The organism is Mesorhizobium sp. LjRoot246, from assembly GCF_964254115.1.
Lineage (GTDB): Bacteria > Pseudomonadota > Alphaproteobacteria > Rhizobiales > Rhizobiaceae > Mesorhizobium.
Genome location: NZ_CAXUSN020000001.1, coordinates 566,234 through 587,395, shown reverse-complemented (window position 1 = coordinate 587,395; position 21,162 = coordinate 566,234). Strand labels below are relative to the sequence as shown.

General features: G+C 62.0%; 7 protein-coding genes. 4 read left to right on the top strand and 3 right to left on the bottom strand.

Features of this window, described 5'->3' with window-relative positions:
• Positions 1–119: 119 nt before the first annotated feature.
• Genes ACSQ3L_RS02660 through ACSQ3L_RS02650 form a run of 3 tightly spaced genes read right to left on the bottom strand, consistent with a single transcriptional unit; the run spans position 120 to position 4,588 of the window.
• Positions 120–1,343, bottom strand: a complete 1,224-nt coding sequence (locus ACSQ3L_RS02660; RefSeq protein WP_436158519.1) for an MFS transporter — start codon at positions 1,341–1,343, stop codon at positions 120–122.
• Positions 1,340–4,417 (bottom strand): hypothetical protein, encoded by a 3,078-nt coding sequence (locus tag ACSQ3L_RS02655; RefSeq protein WP_436158518.1) that lies wholly within the window; start codon positions 4,415–4,417, stop codon positions 1,340–1,342. The genes ACSQ3L_RS02660 and ACSQ3L_RS02655 overlap by 4 nt, the downstream gene beginning before the upstream one ends.
• The gene (locus ACSQ3L_RS02650) at positions 4,418–4,588 is read right to left on the bottom strand and encodes a hypothetical protein (protein WP_436158517.1); all 171 of its coding nucleotides are present in this window, start codon (positions 4,586–4,588) and stop codon (positions 4,418–4,420) included.
• Between the two features lie 1,638 nt (positions 4,589–6,226).
• Between ACSQ3L_RS02650 and ACSQ3L_RS02645 the strand changes: the two genes are divergently transcribed.
• The 4 genes from ACSQ3L_RS02645 (at position 6,227) to ACSQ3L_RS02630 (ending at position 21,045) form a co-directional block, all read left to right on the top strand.
• Positions 6,227–8,392, top strand: coding sequence for a type I secretion system permease/ATPase (locus ACSQ3L_RS02645; protein ID WP_436158516.1), 2,166 nt, complete (start codon positions 6,227–6,229; stop codon positions 8,390–8,392).
• A 3-nt stretch (positions 8,393–8,395) separates the two neighbouring features.
• Positions 8,396–9,841, top strand: a complete 1,446-nt coding sequence (locus ACSQ3L_RS02640) for an HlyD family type I secretion periplasmic adaptor subunit (RefSeq protein WP_436158515.1) — start codon at positions 8,396–8,398, stop codon at positions 9,839–9,841.
• A gap of 27 nt (positions 9,842–9,868) precedes the next feature.
• On the top strand, positions 9,869–10,579 hold the full coding sequence (locus ACSQ3L_RS02635; protein WP_436158514.1) for a hypothetical protein: 711 nt from the start codon (positions 9,869–9,871) through the stop codon (positions 10,577–10,579).
• 1,154 nt (positions 10,580–11,733) lie between these two features.
• Positions 11,734–21,045 (top strand): calcium-binding protein, encoded by a 9,312-nt coding sequence (locus tag ACSQ3L_RS02630; protein ID WP_436158513.1) that lies wholly within the window; start codon positions 11,734–11,736, stop codon positions 21,043–21,045.
• Positions 21,046–21,162: the final 117 nt, after the last annotated feature.

The following is a 21,162-nucleotide window of genomic DNA, read 5'->3' as shown; positions in this document are numbered from 1 at the left end:
ATTATTTGACGCCGCCCGGTCGGCCGGGCGGCTGGCCTATCGTAGAACAGCCGGAAATGCAGGCATAGGTTGGCCGACAACGCCTCGCGGCTTAAGCCGGTCGTGGCGCTGTCCCGGGACTAGGGGCGGCGGCTGGACAGCAGGACCATCGATCCGGCCAGCACCACCACGGACAGGGCCGTGCCCAGGCCGAACAGCCAGGCGTAGCCGAAGCTGTCGGCCAGCGTTCCCGACAGCGCCGACCCGAACAGAAAGGCCGCATACTGGGCGCAGGCCAGGATGGTGAAATCGGTGCCCGGCTGGGTGGGCGAGGCCACGTCCATGAACAGGCTGAACAGCACCACCAGCTCGGTGGTGCGGATCAGCGTCTGCAGCGCCGCGGCCCCGAACAGCAGCGACAGTCCGGGCAGCAGATGGGCGGCATGCAGGGTGAAGACCAGGCAGGCCAGCACCCTGAGCGTGCCGACCAGGCCCAGTGCGACCGCCGGCCCGCGGCGCTGCAGCAGCCAGGCCAGCAGCACCGTCCCGGCCAAGCCGGCGACGGCGGCCGAGACGCCGGTCAGGGTGGCGATGGTGTCGAGTCCGACCCCGGCATCGACCAGATACGGCGCCTCCATCGGCTTCATCAGCCCCTCGCTGGCCCGGAACAGCAGGGCAATCCACAGCATACGCCGCGCCTCCGGCCGCTGCAGGAAGGCCGAGACCCTCGGTTGCAGCGTCGGACCGGCCGTGCCGCCGCCATGCGGCGCCTCCCGCATCGCCGGCACCGCCGCCAGCGGTAGCAGGCACAGGCCGGCGATGCCCAGCACCATCGCCGACCAGCCGAACTGGTGGTACAGGAGGAGGCCGACGCTGCCCCCGAGCACCGCGCCGGCGGCCGCGGCGCCGCTCTGCACCGCATTGCCCGCGGCCCGTCGCCCCGGCGCCAGCGCCAGGGTGGCATAGCCATCGGTGGCGATGTCCTGGGTCGAGACCAGCATGGCGATGGCGAAGGCGATCGGGATGAAGCCGGCGATGTCGCCGGGCCGGATCAGCAGCAGCGCCAGCACCGCCAGCACCACGCCGATCTGGGTCAGCACGATCCAGCCGGCCCGGTGCGCCCGGGCGACCGGGCGCATCCGGTCGACCAGCGGTGCCCACAGGAATTTCAGCACGCCGGGGAGCGCCAGCAGGCCGAGATACCCCAGCGCGGTGCGGGTCACCCCTTCCTGCCGCAGGATCGGCGGCATGGCGGTCAGGAACAGCGAGACGGGGATCGCCTGGGCGAGGTAGAGGCCGGTCAGGACCAGCAGCAGCCGGGGCGGCCCGGCGTCGACGGGATCTGAGGCGGCGACCGTCGTCATTCCTGCACCAGCCCGGCCAGCGGCCGCGGCAGGCGCAGGCCGGGCACCGCGGCGCACAGCCGGCCGGCGCGCAGCGCCGTGGTCGGCTCGGCGGGATCCTGCGCCAGCAGCAGCTCGGTCCCCGCCGCCGCCAGCTGCGCGTGCAGCCGGTCGCGCGCCTCGGCCACCGGCGCCAATCGGATGCCGGGCAGCAGCGGGCCGCGGACCAAGCCGAGCGCCAGGTCGAAGGCGGCCAGCCGGCCGGCCGGCTCCGGGTCCTGCAGCGCCGACAGCGCGGCGCGCAGCCGCGCCACATCCGTCCGCACTTGGTCGGGCGCGAGGCCGATATGGTCGTCCTCGTGCCGGATCGAGCGGGTCCCGATCAGCTTGCGCAACCGGTAGATCGTGGTGCGCAGCGCCGGGATGGCGCGGTCGCCGTCCAGCTCCGGCCATAGCTGGTCGGCCAGCTCCTCCTGCACCCAGCCCTCGGCCGGCCCGGCGACGAGGCACCACAGCAGTTCCATTGGCTTGCGCTGCGCCTTGCCAGTGCTCATGGCGACGCGGGCGCCGTCGGCTTGCACCGTGAAGCCGCCGAGGGCACGGATCTCGACCGGGAAGGGCCACAGCTCATGCGCGCCGCCCTCCGGCGGCGGCAGGTCCCATAGCGCGATCACCCGCCGCGTCGGCTCGGCCTCGGCGCCGGCGGCCAAGGCCTGGTTGGCCAGCCGGGCCAGGGCCGGGCGATTCATTCCGGCGATCCGGCGGAACCCCAGGCGGCCGGCCGCCTCGGCGACGCGGTTCCAGGGGCCGGCGACATCGCCGCCCCCGGCCGCGGCCAGAAACGCCTCGGCCAGGTCGGCATGCAGCAGGAAGGTGGCGTTGCCGGTGCGCGCCGCGACCTGGCGCAGCGTCTCGACATGCGGCCGCGCCGCCTCGTCCCCGGCTATGGCGTGGGCGGTCGCCAGCACCAGGCTCTGCACCGCGACCTGGTGCGGCCCGCCATAGCGCCAGGCATAGTCCAGGGCCTGCCCGCCCTCGGCGATCGCGGTCGCCATGTCGCCGGCGCTCAGCGCCACGACGGCGCGCAGATGGTGCAGCCCGATGAAATCGGTGCGGCGCCAACGCTGCCGGGCGCAGGTGGCATAGCGCTGTAGCATGGCTTCGGCCGCGGCGCCTTCGCCCGCGGCCGCCACCGCATGGACCACGATCCAGAAGGCGTTGGTCAGGCGGTGCGAGACGCCGCGGTCGCCGGCGAAGGCCACCACCTCGTCGGTCAGCCGGCGCACCGCCGCGTCGTCGGCGTCGAGATGGGCCTGGGACAAAGCGGCGTAGTACCAGGTCATGACCGACATGGGCGCCATGCCGCGCTGCCGTGCCAGCCCCTCCAGCTGGCCCAGGAAGGGGCGAGCGGCGGCCAGGTCGCCGCGCCACCAGATCAGGTGGTTGGCCAACACGCTGCCCAGCAGCAGCTGGATCGTCGGCGGCAGGAAGGGCAGCGCCGTCTCGATCCAGCGCCGCGCCTCCGCCGCCCCGGAATGGTCCGGCCAGCCGATCAGGATCGATATGCAGCGGGTGGCAACCAGGGTCTGGAGGGTCGCGGGCGGCAGCGCCTCCAGCCGCGGCAGGGCAGCGTCGATCTCTTCGATCAGCCGCGGCAGCTCGCGGAAGTCGAAGAAGTCCCATAGCACCGCCCGAGCCTCGCCGTTCAGCGCCAAGGCGTATTCCAACGGCGCCGTCTCCGGCTCCAGCGACCGGCGGATCTCGGCCAGGATCCGCTGGGCCTCCCGCGGCTCGTAGGGCAGTCGGGCGTAGGCCAGCCAGATCCGCGGCTCCGGCTGGGCCGCGACCTCGGCCGGGAACAGCTCGATGGCGTCGCGCAACTCGCGGTTGCGGCCGGTCCGCGACAGCACCTGCGCCTGGTCCAGCACCAGCCGCAGCGCCTCGTCCCCGGCGCCAGCGGCGAGCAGCAGGCGGGCGGCCGCCAGCGTCTCGCCGCTCCGGCCGAGATGCCGGGCCGCGAGCATCCGGGCCCGGTCCAGGACGGGCGGCGGCAGTTCCTCGGCGGCAGCCTGCTCCAGCACCGCCTGGAAGGCGTCCTGCTTGCGCAAGGTCCCGCCGGGCAGGCGCGAGACCAGCCCGCCGGCCTCGGCGAGGCGGTCCAGCACCGCCGGCGCCTCGGTGCCGCCCAGCTCGGCCCATTCGGCGGGGCCGCCCTGCTGCAGGAAGGCCGTGGCCAGCAGCACGCGCCGGTCCGCCGCCTCGTCTTGACCCCGCGTGCCGGCCTGCAGCAGGGCGGGAGTCAGCGCTGCCAGGATGCCGGGCATCCAGCCGCCGGCCCGCCGCAGGCAAGCCAGGAACAGGTCCCGCGCCAGGGCTTGGCCGCCGCCTGGCAGGTCGCGTACGAAGTCCGGGTACTCGTCGGCGGCGACGCGCAGATCGGTCAGCAGCATCGGCGGCGGCCCGGACACGGGGTCGGGCGGGTCGAGGCGCGACAGGCAGAGGACGCGGTCCTCCGGCCGCAGCGCCGCGGCGAGGATGGGCAGAAGCGCGACCATCACCGACTCGGGCGGTGCCCGGTGCACGTCGTCGAACACGATCAGTCGGGGGCCGGCCTTCCGGTCCGCCGGTCCCGCGGCGAGCCAGCGCCGCGCCACCTCGATGATCTCGGCGACGGCCCGGGGCGTCGGGTCGGGCGGGATGTCGGTGCCGAAGCCGTGCGGCAGATCGAGGAAGCCGCCCAGCGTGGCGAAAAGACGCAGCGGGTCGGCGTCTGCCTCGTCGACGGCGTACCACAGCACTGCGGCGCCCTCGACCGGATGCCAGCGCGACTCGGCCCAGGTGGCGGCCAGGGCGGTCTTGCCGGTGCCGGGCGCGGCCGAGACCCACAGCGAGGCCCGGGCCGGCGCCTGCTCCAGCCGCTCGAACAAGCGGGTGCGCAGGACCAGCCCCGCGGCCGACGGCGCGGTCGGGGCGTCCAGATCGCGGGTGTCGTCGCGCCGGCCCAATGCGTCAGGCGCGGTCGCGAGACCCATCGGCCGCAGGATCGGCGTCGTGTGGACATTGAGACCGCCTGACTCGGGGTTGCGGCCGAGCATCTAGAGCAGGCCCGATTGATAGGAGGTCACCGCCAGCCCAATGTCGAGCGACCTCAACCTCGCCACCAGGCCGGTCGACATCGGATAGCCGAGATCGGGGGTGCCATCTGCTGGTGACTCACCGGTCAGCTGGCCGGGATTGCCCGCAACTTCGCCGTCGCCTCTCTCCATTATATTTTCCTTGATTAGGAATCAATAATAAGTCTTTGAGAATGCAGCATAGCTACGTCGAGGCACGATACGTTGATCGCACCTCCAGACAATGCCTCGCCGCTCTTGGGATGCTGAGGAACGACAGCCTTTTTCTGTGCTGTTGCTTCAGGGCAACAAACAGCAATCCAAGCTGTGATGTAGCCCTTGCATTGTCGGCTACCTGCTCCGGATCCTGCCGACCGGCCATGAGACTGCTCTATGACGACCCTGGACTTGCGGCCTGTCGTCAACGGCGTCTGCTTTTGGCTCGTGTCAAGGACACCTTCAACGGCCGACATTGGGCGCAAAGCGGCCGTCTACATCCGATGCCTCCAAATTATCCTTAAACCGAATCTAGTGTCCCAATTTGTCCATAAGCACCCGCAATTCGGGCTGCGGCGCGACCCAGAAAGTTCGAAAAGCTTCCAGGAACCCCAGGCGAACTAGACGGCGAGTCGGACAACAAGGTCCACGGATATTGCAGCGAACGTCCCCTAAGGAGCGGTCAATATCGTCGGCGAAAAAGCGTTCGAATGGGACCGTCGGCGGCTCCGTCGTGGGAACGAAAAAAGAAGAGAAGCAGAACGTTCGTGTGCGATTTTTGCACACGGCCTCCCACAACTCTTTGATCTTATTTACAAATCTGCCCCGTCCATCATGGGACGGTGACGGATGATGGCGCGTTTTTGGCAGACGTCGCTCGATTGGGCGGGCGACGAATTGCTCTCCGACAGCCTTGAGCAGTTGGACGGATCCCCTCCAGACCAGAATACGCCCTATAGGCAACTTCGCTGTACATGCGAGCGGACCTTCTAACTTGCCAGAAAGGCAGCTATGTCTTCTTGCGCCTCGCATTATGACGCAATCTGGCGTCATTTAATGGAGAACTGGCGTCCCCGCAGGATCTAGTAGCCACCCCTGTTGGCATGCTCGTTTCCGCCGTCGAGCTCGCACTCCTGCCTCTGGGGCGAAACGGTATCACTTGTGCGGATGGTGCCTCGCCACGCATCAGTGCCGCGATATGGTCGCCCACTTGGTTCGCCATATCGATTAACGAGCCATCCACGCGTTTCAGGATATAACCTCCGGTCACCCCGCTGAGCCGATGTCCTAGCATCGCTGCAATTGTTGGAATCGTTGCCCCGAGCTGCTCCGCAACGCCCGCGAAGCTATGGCGCAGACTGTGTAAGGTCACGGCATCAAGGGGACCAGACTCAGGGACGCTCCTGGGATAGGGATCTAAGCTTGCTTCACACTTCTGTCTTATACCCTAATTTTGGGGCAATGCCGAGATAAATACCGCTAGCCACTTGAGTCCTCCATCGGACTCCGCAGGACTGCCTCCCGAAGGCGCGGATTGACTCAGGCTAAGACGGCATCCCTCCGCTACACCCAGCGCGACCACGGTCCGCTCACGTTTCTGATGACACATGCGGTTGAGCGAGCGGTGCCAATTTCTATCAAGAAGCAGCATGTATATTATCTACTGATAATATACATGCTGCTTCTAAACATTTTTCGAAAACGTCGACCTTTGTACTTTCCTTGTCCGTATTAGTTGGTCTAGGGTTCCAAAGAAGAGGGAGAAGCAAATCCTTCGTCACTGCCGGGGGGCAAGTGGGAATAGCCATACCTATTGTCGTGCGCCTGGACAGTGGTGTCATCTGCTTGACGCTGATGACGCAGTATTTGCGCCAGCCAGCCGACCCAGACGCCATTCGTCACGACCTCGGTCTTGGCGAGCGCCTTGCCGATCGTGTGGACATCGTACGGGCAGCGAAACGGCTGAAGCTGAAAGCCAAGATCGTCAAGCCGTCACCGAAGCGGCTCGATCGCTTGCCACTGCCGGCGATCATCGAAAAGGCCGACGGCAGCTTTGCGCTGCTGGCGGCACTATCGGCGGGCAAAGTCCTGCTGCAGGACCCGCAGACGGGCGCACCCCAGGAGCTTTCGCGCGCCGACTTCGACGCTCTGTGGAGCGGCTTTGTCGTGCTCGTCACCAGCCGCGCCTTTGCGCAGGGCTTTTCGCGGCGTTTCGATTTCTCCTGGTTCATCCCCGAAATCATCCGCTACCGCTGGATCTTCGCCGAAGTGCTGCTCGCTTCGTTCTTCGTGCAGTTGCTCGGGCTGATCTCGCCGATCTTCTTCCAGCTCGTCATCGACAAGGTGCTGGTCCACAACGGCCTGACCACGCTGGAAGTGCTGGTGATCGGCCTGTCCGCCGTCTCGATGTTCGAGGTGCTGCTCACTGGCCTGCGCACCTACACCACTATCCACACCACCAGCCGCATCGACGTGGCGCTGGGCGCAAAACTGTTCCATCATCTTCTCGGCCTGCCGATCGCGTATTTCGAGGCCAGGCAGACCGGCCAGACCGTGGCGCGCGTGCATGAGCTGGAAAACATCCGCGCCTTCCTTACCGGTTCGGCGCTCACCGTGCTGCTTGATGTGCTGTTCCTCTTCGTCTTCCTCGCCGTCATGTATCTCTACAGCCCGTGGCTGACCGTGATCGTCATCTGCTCCATCCCGGCGTATGTCATCCTGTCGATGGCGGTGACGCCGGAGTTCCGCCGCCGCATCGAGGAAAAGTTCAACCGCGGCGCCGAGAACCAGACGTTCCTGGTCGAATCCATCGTCGGCGTCGAAACGTTGAAGGCGATGGCGGTGGAGCCGCAGATGCAGCGGCGCTGGGAGGACCAGCTTGCCGGCTATGTCGGCGCCGGCTTCCGCACCGCCAGGCTTGCCAATTTCGCCTCCAACACCGCCCAGCTCATCTCCAAGGCGGTGATCGTCGCCACCATGTGGTTCGGCGCGCGCGCCGTGGTGTCTGGCGACATGACCGTCGGCCAGCTGGTCGCCTTCAACATCATGGCCGGCCGCGTCTCTGGTCCGGTGCTGCGACTGGCGCAGCTGTGGCAGGATCTTCAACAGGTGCGCATCTCCGTCGACCGACTGGGCGACATCCTCAATGCACCGGTCGAGATATCAGGTGGTGGCGGGCAGGGCTCGCTGCGCAAGATATCGGGCCATGCCGCCTTCGATCATGTCACCTTCCGCTACAGGCCGGGCGAGCGCGAGATTCTGAGCGACGTCTCATTCCAGACCGAACCCGGCGAGATCATCGGCATTGTCGGGCCATCCGGTTCCGGCAAGAGCACCGTCGCCAAGCTGCTGCAGCGCCTGCATGTGCCCGAGCGCGGCCGCGTGCTGGTCGACGGCGTCGACCTGGCGTTGATCGATCCGCGCAGCCTGCGTCGGCAGATTGGCGTCGTGCTGCAGGAGAACATTCTGTTCCGGCGCACCGTGCGTGAGAACATCGCGCTGGCCGACCCGGCGCTGCCGCTGGAGCGGGTGATCGAGGCGGCAAAGCTGTCGGGCGCGCACGACTTCATCCTGCAGCTCAAGTCGGGTTACGACACGGTGCTGGAGGAGCGCGGCTCCAACCTCTCCGGCGGCCAGCGCCAGCGCATCGCCATTGCCCGTGCGCTGGTCACCAACCCGCGCATCCTGCTGTTCGACGAAGCGACCAGCGCGCTCGACTACGAGTCGGAATACATCATCCAGCAGAACATGCGGCTGATGGCCAAGGGCCGCACCGTGTTCATCATCGCGCACCGGTTGGCTGCCCTGCGCGACGCCACCCGCATCATGACCATCGAGGCCGGCCGCATCACCGAGCAGGGCACGCATGAGGAGCTGTTGAAACTCAACGGCCGTTACGCTCAGCTCCACCGGCTGCAGGCCGAGCAGCGCCCCTCTACCCAACCCCAGGCGGCGGAGTAGGCGATGGGGCGCTATTGGCAAGCGATGAAAGAAGGCGTGGCGCGCGAGAGCGAAGCCAAGCGCCCGAAACTCAACCGCGACGAGCGCGCCTTCCAGGCCGCCGCGATCGAGATCCTGGAAACGCCGGCCTCGCCGGCTGCCCGTATCTTCTCGGCGCAAATCATGCTGTTTGCCGTCGGCGCATTGGCCTGGTCATGGTTCGGCCGTATCGACACCTACGCCACCATCCAGGGCAAGCTGATCCCGATCGGCAAGGTGCAGGTCATCGAGCCGCTGATCATCGGCACGGTCAAGGCGCTGCATGTCAAAGCGGGCGACCATGTCGCGGCGGGCGATATGCTTATCGAATTAGAGCCTGCCGAATACGCGGCCGAGCGACAGAAAAATGCCGGCAACCTTGCCGCCGCCGAAGTCTCGAAGGCACGTCTGCAAGCGCTGATCGATGCCGTGGCTGGTCGTACGCCATCCGCCGAAGTCGACCTCACTGCGCCGGCAAACGCCCCGCCGCCACTGGTCGAGTTGCAGCGCCTGCAGATGCGTCAGTCGCTCGCCGCCTATCAGTCCGAGCAGGACAGCCTCGAAGCCGAGATCGCGCAGAAGCGCATCGAGATCGAGCGCGCCGGCAAGACGCTGGTCGAACGCCGCAAGCTGGTCCAACTCGCCGGCGACAGACTGGATGTTTACGTTCAACTGGAAAAGCGCCAGGTCGGCATCAAGACCAGCACCATCGAGGCGCGCCAGGGCGAGCAGGATCAGTTGATGGCGACGGTGTCCGACGAGGGCCACATCGCCGAGCTCGAAGCCACGGTGAAGACGCTTGCCGCGCAAAAGCGCGCCCGCCGTGACGCCTATCTCGACAAGATCGCCACCGAACTGATCGAGATCGATCGTTCGATCGGCGTGCTGCAACAGGATCTCGCCAAGGCCGAGCTGTTCGAGCGCGCCAGCTTGCTGAAATCTCCCGTCGCCGGCCGTGTCCAGCAGCTCGAAGTCAACACGCTGGGCGAGGTCGTGCAGACCGGCCAGAAGCTGATGGTGGTGGTGCCTGACGGCACGAAGCTCGAGATCGAGGCCATGCTGCTCAACCGCGACAAGGGCTTTGTCCATGAAGGGCAGGAGGTGCGCGTAAAACTCGAAGCCTTTCCCTTCACCCGCTACGGCACGCTCGATGGCAAGGTGCTGACCGTCTCCAACGACGCCATCCCCGCCGGTGCCCCGCAACAGCCATCAGCGGCCAAGGAAGAGACAGCGCGCGACAGTGCCGGACCCCTGGTGTTCCCGGTGCGCATTGCGCTGAACCAGACGTCGATCCGCGTCGAGGGCAGGGATGTCGTGCTGACGCCGGGCATGTCGGTGACAGCGGAGGTGAAGACCGGCAATCGTAGGGTGCTGGAGTACCTGCTCGATCCGCTGATGGAGATGACGGACGAGGCGTTCCATGAGCGGTGAAATTGCTCAAGATCGGAAGCGATTGGCATGCTGACATTAAAAGAATTGCTGAAGGCAGACACCAGTGCTGTTCCTATAGGAGAGTATAGGAGATTGATGAGTTTCATCAATTTAACTTACGCTCCAGAGGACGAAGAGAGGGAAAAGCAACTATATTTGATGTCATACCGAATGCGTATATTTCTTACCTCGACAGTGTTAATGGTGTTATCCACCGCCATATTGTCTCTTATTGTTCTGGTTTACATTCATGAGGGTTGGTTCTCGCAACGACAATACGCAATATTATCCGCCATTTGGCCTTGGAGCGTGAATGGGCAAGGTCCGGGCGAGCAATTAAATCGAGAAAATCAGGCCATTTATACAATCGGTTGCAGTGCAACTTTTGTTCTCTGGGCTACCTGGGTGGCGTGGAGATTCTACCGAGATGTCGCGGATCGGGGGGCGTTCTTTCGTCGTGAATCCGAGGATGGTGGTCTACATCTATATTCAAATATATTGAAAATAGCCTTTTTTTCATTCCTTGGGTCTGTCTTTTTCTTCTTCATCTTATTGCTCCCACCGTTCGGGTTTTCGTCGTTGTTCGTCCCTTCAGCGCAAGACAGTGTCTATGTTTATACAATGAAGAAGTGCTCAATAATGGTTTCTGGATTTTGGTTGCTTGGGTTTTCATCTATCTTGGTATCCATATGCATCAAGCATGCATGGAAAAATAGAGAGGGCGGAGAAAAATCATGACCGAAGAGAATCGAGAGTCATTGGCTAGCAAAATGTTCGCCTTTGCATTCGCAGCTGACGACGTAGCTGTAGGTATTGCTGCTTCAACGATCAAAGACGTCAAGGAAGCGATAGGTACGTTCAAGACCGTTGGAAAAATTACAGGCGTCTTGGGAGTAAGTGTTTCTGGTTTGTTTGGTGCGGCAACAGGCTTCAGTGCTGGTTACAGTAAAGGTGGCCTGAAGGGCGGTTTGATAGGTGGGACCATCGGAGCCGCCAAGGAAGCGCTAGCTGCTAGGTTAGCTGTCATGGCAACAGAAGCTACCTTCGAATCTGTTGCCGAAGCGGCGGCGGTTGAATTAGGCGTTGCGGCAGAGGCAGCCCTCGGCTCTGCCGCGTTAGCAGCAGGAATAGCGGGATTCGGAACAGCCATTGGCATCGGAGCCGGTCTAGGCATCCTTGGTGCAGTGTTCGATTCAGCGCTGGAAAACGGTGGCGTAGCTGATCCTAGTTATCCCTCATATTCTAAAAATTCTTCTTCGGCACGGGTGTCGATGGAGCCCCCTCCAGGTCCTGGAAACGAAACCAACGCGCTTGATGTGCTTGCTGCCACCAGAGCTTTGCCGAATGCGCCTAGCACTAGCAATTCTGCAGCCGATCCGCGGGCACCAGATCGGTCGTCGAATCCCGGAGGTGGGCAGGGGAGTCAGCGAGGTGGGAGTGAGGCTGGCGGAAACAACAACGCTGGTGGAAGTGCAAGCCCTGGTGGCAGCGTCGGTGGCGCGCATACCGGGAGTCCAGGCAACGGAAGCCCTGGAGCCAGTCCAGGGGCCTCTCACCAGAGCGCGCCAGGGAACAACAGCAGCCACGCCCCCGGTACCAGCACGGGGGCCTCTCACCAGAGCGCGCCGGGGAACAACAGCAGCCACGCCCCCGGTACCAGCACGGGGGTCTCTCATCAAAGTATGCCGGGGAGCACTAGCGGCCATCCCGGAACCAGTACGGGAGTCTCTCACCAAAGTATGCCTGGGACGCACATTACTCACGATATTGAGCACGAGGTCGATCACTCGCTTGATGGTCCTGGGGGGCGTGGCGGTAGTACAGGAGAGTCTCACCAGAGTTCTCCCGGGGCAGGCGGAACTGGCGCTGGCACCGGCGGCGGCAATGGCCAAGTGGGCGATCACGGCACCGCTGGTGTTCCTATCCTTCTCGACCTTTCCGGCAACGGCCTTTCGATCAATCCGCTGTTTTCATCTTCGCAATTTCTAGACCTCGACGGCGACGGCTATCAGCATCGCACGGCCTGGGCGGGCGCTGGCAACGGCGTGCTGGTGCTGGATGCCGATGGCGACGGCAAGATCAGCCGCTCCAGTGAATTCGTCTTCACCGAGTGGGATCAGACGGCGACTAGCGATCTCGACGCGTTGAAAAGCGTCTTCGACACAAATCACAACGGTCTGCTCGATGCCGGCGATGCCCGCTGGTCCGAATTCAAGGTGATGGTCGATGGTCAGCTGGTGTCACTGGCCTCGCTGGGTATCGCCTCGATCGGGCTGACGGCGACCGGCAGCGGCCAGAACTTTGCGGATGGCTCGGCCATCACCGGCACGTCGCAGTTCACCCGAACCGACGGAACCACCGGTGCAGTCGGCGATGCCGTGCTGGTGTCAGATGCAGACGGCTATATCATCAAGACCGCCACCGTAACCAATGGCGATGGCTCGAAGACCACCACGCTTGGCGGCTACGACAAGGATGGCACGCTGGCGTTCCAGAATCGAATTACGCTCAGCGCCGACAGACTTTCAACGACGACTCAGTTCGACGATGACGGAAACGGCACTTACGACCGTACGCAGATTGACACCGTTGCATATCAGCCCGCACCTCCGCCGATATCCTATACTCCACCGATCTCCGCCGCCGACATTGTCGGAACCGACGGTGCGGATCATCTGGTGGGGACGGCAGGCAATGATGTCATTCGTGGCGGGGACGGCAATGACACCTTGTATGGCAAGGACGGCGATGATTTTCTGATCGGCGGGGGCGGTACCTACAACCAAGCCGATTATGACGGTTCGTCCGCGGATTACACGTTCACAAGGAACGCTGACGGCTCGATAACGGTCGCAGGTGCGGCCGGTGTGGACACTTTGGTCGGAATCGGTGGTCTTTGGTTTGCTGACGAAGGGGAAGGAGGCCAATGGTACTCGGCGGAAGCTCTGGCACCAACTCTGCCTTCCCCGCCGCCAGCAGCCTACACGCCGCCGATCGCCGCCAGCGACATTGTGGGGACCGACGGTGCGGATCATCTGGTGGGAACGGCAGGGAATGATGTCATTCGTGGCGGCGATGGCAATGACACATTGTATGGTAAGGACGGCGATGATTTTCTGATCGGCGGCGGCGGTACCTACAACCAAGCCGACTATGACGGTTCGTCCGCGGACTACACGTTCACAAGGAACGCTGACGGCTCGATAAGGGTCGCAAGTGCGGCCGGTGTGGACACTTTGGTCGGAATCAACGGTCTTTGGTTTGCTGACGAAGGTGAAGGAGGCCAATGGTATTCTGCTGAAGATCTGGCGCCGACACGAACTGGACAGCAACATTCGCGCACAATCGCAAATTTTGCAGCCGATGGTTCTTTGATCGACAAGACGGTCGTCACAACGAGTGGTGATCTTAGGACAGTCACCACTACGCTTGACCAGGACGGCGATGGCGCCGTCGATCAAACACAAGTGTTCATGAGAAATCTCGACGGGTCGACCGCGACCACGATTTCGGAAAGCAGCGTCAACGGCACTCTGCTCCGCAAGGTAACGACCACGGCATCGGCCGATGGCCTGACGAAAACGGTGCAGAGCGATTCGACCGGCCGCGGCGTCTACGATCTCGTCAGCACCGAAACCACGGTTGTCGCCGGCGACGGCACGCGCACCAAGACGGTCACTGAAACCAGCAGCGTCGGCGCCTTGATCGACAAGGAGCAGACCGTCACCAGTGCCGATGGCCGCGCGCGCACCGTCTCGCACGATCTTGACGGCAATGGCACCTACGAAACCGGCGATGTCACCACCATCACCGGTGGCGCCGGTGGTGCTGTGGTCACCACGGTCTCCACCTACAGTTCGACCAATGTGCTCATCGGGAAAACCGTCGCCACCACCAGCAGCGACGGTCTGGCCAAGACGGTCTCAACGGATCTCAATGGCGATGGATTGTATGATCTCGCCTCGTCCGACGTAACGGTGGTTGGCGCGGGTGGCAGCCTGGTGGAGACGCAGCAAGTCAAAAGCGCCGACGGCACATTGCTGTCCAGTTCCGTCACCAGCACCAGCGCCGACCGCAAGACGATCTCGATCTCCACCGACGCCGATGGCGACGGGCACGTCGATTCACTTAAGACCATTGTGATCGACGAGGACGGCGCCACGAGATCGACCTTAAAGACATTCAATGCCAACGGATCGCTCAGGAGCAATCGCGTCGACGTAACCTCGGCCGATGGCCTGTCGCTGAGCAGCTATGTCGACCTGGATGGCGATGAACAAGTCAGCGAGGCGAGCAACTATGACCTGACAACCTTCGATGCTACCGGCAACCGTACTCGCACAGTGTCGGTTTTTGACGCCACCGCCGCGCCGGTCTCGAATTCGGTCACGACGACCAGTGCCGACAGCTTGACCCAGACTGTGCGCGAGTATCTCGACGTCGACGAAATCGTGGATCGCACGACAGTGACGACGACCGCGCTTGGCGGGGACGGCAGCCGGACAGTTACAACCACTAAGACCAGCGCCAATGGCGCGCTGCTTGCCAAATCCGAAGTCAAGACCAGCGCCGACCGCAAGACGACCACCACGAAGATCGACGCAAACGGCGACACCAAGATCGACCGGACACAGATCGACGTCGTCAATGCCGATGGCAGCCAGGTCACCACCGCGTCCGAGACTGACAGCAGCGGTGCGCAGCACGCCAAGCGAGAAACCACGATATCGGGCGATGGCCTGACCCAAACCGACAAGCAGGACGTGAATGGCGACGGCGTCTACGACGCCGTGACCCAGGCGGTGACCGTCATCGGTTCGAATGGCATACGCACGACCACGATCTCGCAAACATCGAGCAATGGCACGTTACTGGCCAGGACCATCTCCGCGGTATCGGCGAATGGCTTGAGTATCGATACACAGACCGATGCCGACGGCAACGGCGTGATCGACGGCAAATCCAGCGACATCACCGTGCTCAATGCGGACGGTTCGAAGACCCGGACGGTTTCGGAACTGACCGGCACTGGCGCGCTGATTGGCAAGCTCACCACTGTTACAAGCGCCAACGGCCAGACGGTGACGACATCGAGCGATCTCGATGGCGACGGGCTTGTCGACACTGTTTCGTCCGATGTGAAACTTCTCGGTTCCGGCGGCAGCTCAAGTGAGACCCTGCAGGTGAAAAGCCGTGATGGCTCGCTGCTGTCGTCCTCAAAGATCGACACCAGCGCCGACCACGAGACGATTTCGATTGCGACCGATTCTGACGGCGACGGCCATCCGGATTCGGTCAAGACCATCGTTATGGATGCAACTGGGGTTACCACATCGACCACCAGCATATTCAATCCGAACGGCACGCTCGTCGGCAAAGTCCTCGAGCAGACTTCGCCCAGCGGTGCGTCACGAACCACCAAGACCGACCTGAATGGAGATGGCGTCTATGACGTCGTGGTCACGGATGCGTCTGCATTCACCGAGCACATGCGCACGCTGACGACCAAAAGCGCCAACGGCACATTGATTGGCACCACAACGACCACGGCCAGCGCTGACGGGCTGCTCAAGACGGTGAGTGACGACATCGATGGCGACGGCATGACCGACCGCTTGACGACGACGGCCATTGCGCTTGGTGCCGACGGCGGCACAATAGTCAACACGTCGACGATGACCCGCGGCGGCGGCTTGCTTAGCAAAACCGAGGTCAATACCAGTGGCGACGGCAAGACGACAACGACCCGGATCGACTCGAACGGCGACACCAAGATCGACCGGCTGCAGATTGATACGGTGAATGCGGGCGGCAGTTACGTCACCACCATATCGGATACGGATCGGAACGGCGTGCAGCATGCCAAGTCGGAGAGAACGATCTCCGCCGACGGCCTGATCATGACCGACAAGCAGGACCTCAATGGCGACGGGGTCTATGATGCGATCACACAGGCAGCTACGGTCATCGCCGTCTCTGGCACCCGCACAACGACGACCTCGCAGACATCGACCAACGGCACGCTGCTGTCGCAAATGATCGCTACGGTGTCGGCGAATGGGCTCAGCATCGACACCCAGATCGATGCGGACGGGAACGGCGTTGTCGAAAGCAAGTCCAGCGACGTCACTGTTCTCAATGCGGATGGATCGACGACCAGAACCGTTTCGGCGTTTGCCGGCACCGGCGCGCTGATCGGCAAGGCCATCTCGACAACCACCGCCAATGGCCTGACGTCGACGATCCAGGCCGATCTTGATGGCAACGGCACTATCGATCGAACTCTCACCGCCGTGACCGCGCTCGCCGCGGATGGTTCGAAGACGGACACGGTTACTGTCGTGAACGGCAATAATGTCCAGATTTCCCGTCTCCAGCAGACGACGGGTCGTGATGGGCACACAGTCACGACAACGAATGATGTGAACGGCAACGGGAAGATCGACGAGACTCGCTCTGTCGTCCTGAATGCCGACGGCTCGGTGACGGAGATCATTGGGACCTTTGCCAACAACATCCTGACATCCAAGGCGACGCACACTGTCAGCGCCAATGGCCTGTCAAGCACGCTCGCGGCCGATATCGACGGAAATGGTACGATCGATCAGTCGATGACCGATGTGATCGTTCTCAACGCCGACGGCAGCAAGACCGAGACAATCACCAATCTCGATGCAGCTGGCGCCGTGAAAGACAGGACGATAGTCGTCACCAGCGCCAATGGCCTGAGCAAGTCGGCGACCTGGGCGGGGGTCGGTTCGACCACCAGCCGCTCCAAGACCGACGTCACCGTTCTCAACGCCGATGGCAGTACGACCCAGACCGTCGACTACAAGAAGGCGAACGGTTCGTTGGAAAGCCGGACTGTCGCCACGGTGAGCGCCGACAAACTGACGACGACGGTTACCACGGATGTGAACGGCGATGGCGCAGTCGATCTGACGAGCACCTCCGTCAGGGCCGCCGACGGCAGCGTGACGACAACGACAACCGGACCCGACACGACGGCCAACGCAATAGGGACTGGCGCCTACACGACAGCGCCGTCCACCATCAGCAAAACGACAACGATCAGCGCGGACGGGTTGAGCACGACAACCCAGTATGGATCGACTTCGGTCAACTACATGCCGACGATGACCGCCAAGGCCACAAGCGAAACAGCGATTGGGCTTGATGGCGCCAGCGTTGCGACCATCAAAACCTATCAACGGAATGGTTCGGGAACACTCGTTCTCAGCGACCAAACCAGGGCAACGACTGCAGGCAACGGGTTTTCGACCACCAAAGAGTGGGACGTGAACGGTGACGGCACCTACGACCGCAAAGAGACCGACGTCACGGTTCTGAACGCCGATGGCTCGACGGTCTCTACCCTCAGCAAATTCGAGGGTTCCACGCTGGCGAGCACCTTCGTTACGACGGCGAGCGCCAACGGTCTGTCGGTCACGACGAACTGGGATATTTTCGGATCAAATCCGTTCAGCCAGGATATGACCGATGTGACAGTGATCAATGCCGATGGCACGAAGACGCGCACTGTCACGAACCTTAAGGCAGATGGTTCGCCATTGTCCAAGTTCGTCACCACAACGACAGTTGATGGCAGAGTGGCAACCACGCAAGAAGATATCGATGGCGTGGTCGGCTTTGACCGGACCACGACCGACGACGTCAGGAAACTGGCCGATGGTGCAATCGTCGAAACTGTCAGCAGGCTCACGACCGCGGGTGTGCTCCTGGACCGCGAAATCACGACGACGAGCGGCGATGGCCGGACGATCACGATCAACCGGGATGCCAATGGCGACGGTACCATTGAGCAGACCGAGTTAACGACCAAGGCCGTCGACGGCTCCTCGACGACTGTCATCACCGATTTCAGCGCGGCAAATCAAAAATCGAGCACAACCAAGCTTACGACAAGCGCAGACGGCCTGCTGATCACGTCGGAATGGGATTTCGATGGCAACGGAACCGTCGACCGAACACGGCGGACAACCGGAACCCGTCTTGGAAATGGCCTAGCGGAGAGGAAAACCATCGACCTGGTCACGCCTGCCAATACGTTCGTCAACAAGAGTACGACCTATACGAGTGACGACGGTCGCAGCAGTTGGACTGGCGTGGATTATGACACCAGCGGTGACGGCTTCGACAATCTGCACAGTACGATTGTCGCCGCGGATGGATCCGTAACGGAGGGATTCTACAACAGGAGAACGGATGTAGCGTTTCTTGCTTCAGGCGGTGTCTATTACAAACAAGCAATCGCCCCGCAAATTATCGTTCAGACGAGCGCTGATGGCCGGACGACGAAGTCCTATTATGACTACAACGCAGGTGGACCAAACCCGATAAACGCGGCCACTCCGAGCTTGGCCGGCTACGAAATCACGGCCGTTTCTCACAAGCAAATCGATGGCTCTGTTGTCACCGAGATACTGGAGCATCAGCAATGGGACGGACCCGTCATCGGCAAGGGCATCATGACTGTCAGTGCCGACGGTCTGACGACGACGCTGCTGAAGGACGCTGACAACAACGGCACCTATGAGCATCAGGAAACCGCCGTTACGCGCATCGACGGGTCGGTGCAAAAGGTGGCGACTGACACCAATATTAGCGGTGCGGTCGCCCAGACGGTGACCACCGATGTTAGCGCAAACGGGAGATCGGTCCACAGCGTTACGAGGGACGGTTCCAACCACCGAACGGAGGACGATCTCGTCAAAGCTGATGGAACCGCGGTTCAAACTGCTTTCGTCGGTGCCGACGAAGCAGTCCGGTCCGTCTATACAGTCGACAAGGACGGAAAACTGACCAGCGGAACCATCTACGATCCAAAGAACACCGACCCTTGGACACGTGTTGAGCAGAGCTACTCTGGCGGCAAGAAGACACTCGAGAAGCAATTTATGGACGATGGGACTCGGATCGACATCATTTTCGATGCCGCGTCGGGCAAGCAGGTGCAGGCGACGACCTATGATGTGTCAAACCGCGCAACTTCGCAGGCGAACTACACCAATGGCATCCTTGCCACCAACGTCTTCTACGATCCGGCGAATGCGCAGACCTGGTCGACAGTTACCCAAGTCTACAATGCAGCTGGCCAAATGACCAACCAAACCGTTGCCTTTGACAATGGCACGCGCTCGCAGACAAATCTTGATCCGGCCAATGTCGCCTCCTGGCGTAGCGGCTATTACGAATACGATGCCGCAAACCGCCCGACCTATGAAAAGACGGTCCAGGATGACAGCACCTCAAGGGAGATATTTTCCGACCCGGCGAACGCGCAGTCTTGGTCGACAATTACCCGGCTTTATAATGCAGCTGCTCAAAAGACCACCGAAACCGTTGTCTATGACAATGGCACGCACTCGCAGACATATCTTGACCCGGCCAATGTCGCCTCCTGGCGTAGCGGATATTATGAATACGATGCCGCCAACCGGCTGACCTATCAAAAAGTGGTTAGCGACGACGGCTCGGGTAGCGCAAATACCTATGATCCCGCCGGTGTGGCAGCCTGGTCGCGGATCGATCAATATTTTGATACTGCCGACCGGTTGTACTACCAAAATGAATTCTATGATAACGGAACCCGGACGGCGATCACCCTGGATCCGGGCAATGCCCAGCCATGGACGCGGGTCGTGCAGTATTTCGATACATCCGGTCGCATGACCTTCCAGAATAATGAAAATGATGGCGGCACCAGCACGGCCTACACATTCGATGTGACCAACGCGCAGAGCTGGTCTTCCATCCAAAACAACTACAATACGGTTCACCAGCAAATCCTGGAAGTCGACATATGGGATGACGGCACGCGGGCTGAGTTGACCTATGACGGCCCAACACAATATGTGATGGGGATCAAACGGTTCAATGCCGGCGGCACGCTGACCCAGACGCTTAATGCGGATCAGGCGGAAGCCGAGTTTGCCTACGACGCACTTCAGAATTTTGACTTGGCCTATTACCTTCAGGCCAATCCTGACGTGGCTCAAGGCTGGCAGAATGGGTCAGCCAAGCGGCACTTCATGATGTACGGATGGAAGGAAGGACGCCTGCCTAAAGCGGGATACCATATGCCGGCCCGGCATACGCTCGATCTGTCCACGACATTTCCTACCATCTTCAACCCGCCGGCGACTGGCGGGGGTGGGGGAGGGAACGGGGATTCACATGGACACGGACCCGTGGCGTTGGATCTCAACGGCGATGGTCAGATCGAGTTGAGTCAACTTGCTTCTACCGCTGACGACTGGGCTCTCCATTTCGATTGGGCGGGCGATGGGATACCGCAACAGACTTCCTGGATAGGCTCTGGCGACGGGTTCTTGGCAATCGACCTGGCGGCTGACGGCTCGGTCGGCGCGGATGGCGCTATCACCCAGGCCAAGGAACTTCAGTTCAACCTTTGGGTCGGCGACAGCACAACAGTATCTGATCTGGAAGGCTTGAGGCTTGCGTTCGACAGCAACCACGACAATGAGTTCGACAACCAAGATGCCCGCTGGAACGAATTTCGGGTGTTTCAGGACGCCAACCAGAACGGCGTTTCCGAAGCCGGCGAACTTAAGACGCTTGCGGAAGCTGGCATTACCCGTATCGGGCTTATATCAAATCCGGAAGGGGCGGTTCAATACGACGACGGCTCCAAAATGGTGGGCACAAGCTGGTATGAGACCACAGAACATGCAAGGAACCTGGTCGGAGATATCACCCTGGTCTCCCGTTTCCAGGGAACCGCCGGCAGCAATACGATGGTCGGCGGCGCAGGCGACGACCAGTACCAATTTATGATCGGGCATGGCGCCGCCACCATCGTCGAATCCGGCACTTCCAACGACAATGACGAACTCGATTTCGGCGCCGGAATAGACTGGAACGAACTCTGGTTCAGCCAGCAAGGCAACAACCTCGTCGTGTCGGTCCTGGGAACGACGGACAAGGTGACGATCAACGACTGGTTTGCCGGCCCTGGCAATGTCGTCGAGACCATAAAGTCCGGCGACGGCAAGGTGCTACATTCGCCAGATATGTCGACCTTGGTTGCCGCCATGGCCGGCTTCGATCCGGCGACATCACCTACCGGATCCGGCATACAGCCCAATGATCCAAGGTTGGGCAATTCGAACGAGGTCGGCACGATCGCGGCGGCCATGCAGCAGTCCTGGATGGCGGCGTAATCATCTACAATAAGTTTCAACCGGGTCATTGAGGCCCGGTTGAATTCTATGAGCGCGCGCGGCCGCTCTACAAGTCTGGCACTTCGTGAATGTCCGAAGGCTGCGCGTTGCTCAGAT

Bases quoted from the DNA above. Each gene is read 5' to 3' on its own strand.
- ACSQ3L_RS02650 (WP_436158517.1), bottom strand. From the start codon at position 4,588: ATGGAGAGAGGCGACGGCGAAGTTGCGGGCAATCCCGGCCAGCTGACC.
- ACSQ3L_RS02640 (WP_436158515.1), top strand. From the start codon at position 8,396: ATGGGGCGCTATTGGCAAGCGATGAAAGAAGGCGTGGCGCGCGAGAGC.
- ACSQ3L_RS02655 (WP_436158518.1), bottom strand. From the start codon at position 4,417: ATGCTCGGCCGCAACCCCGAGTCAGGCGGTCTCAATGTCCACACGACG.
- ACSQ3L_RS02660 (WP_436158519.1), bottom strand. From the start codon at position 1,343: ATGACGACGGTCGCCGCCTCAGATCCCGTCGACGCCGGGCCGCCCCGG.
- ACSQ3L_RS02635 (WP_436158514.1), top strand. From the start codon at position 9,869: ATGCTGACATTAAAAGAATTGCTGAAGGCAGACACCAGTGCTGTTCCT.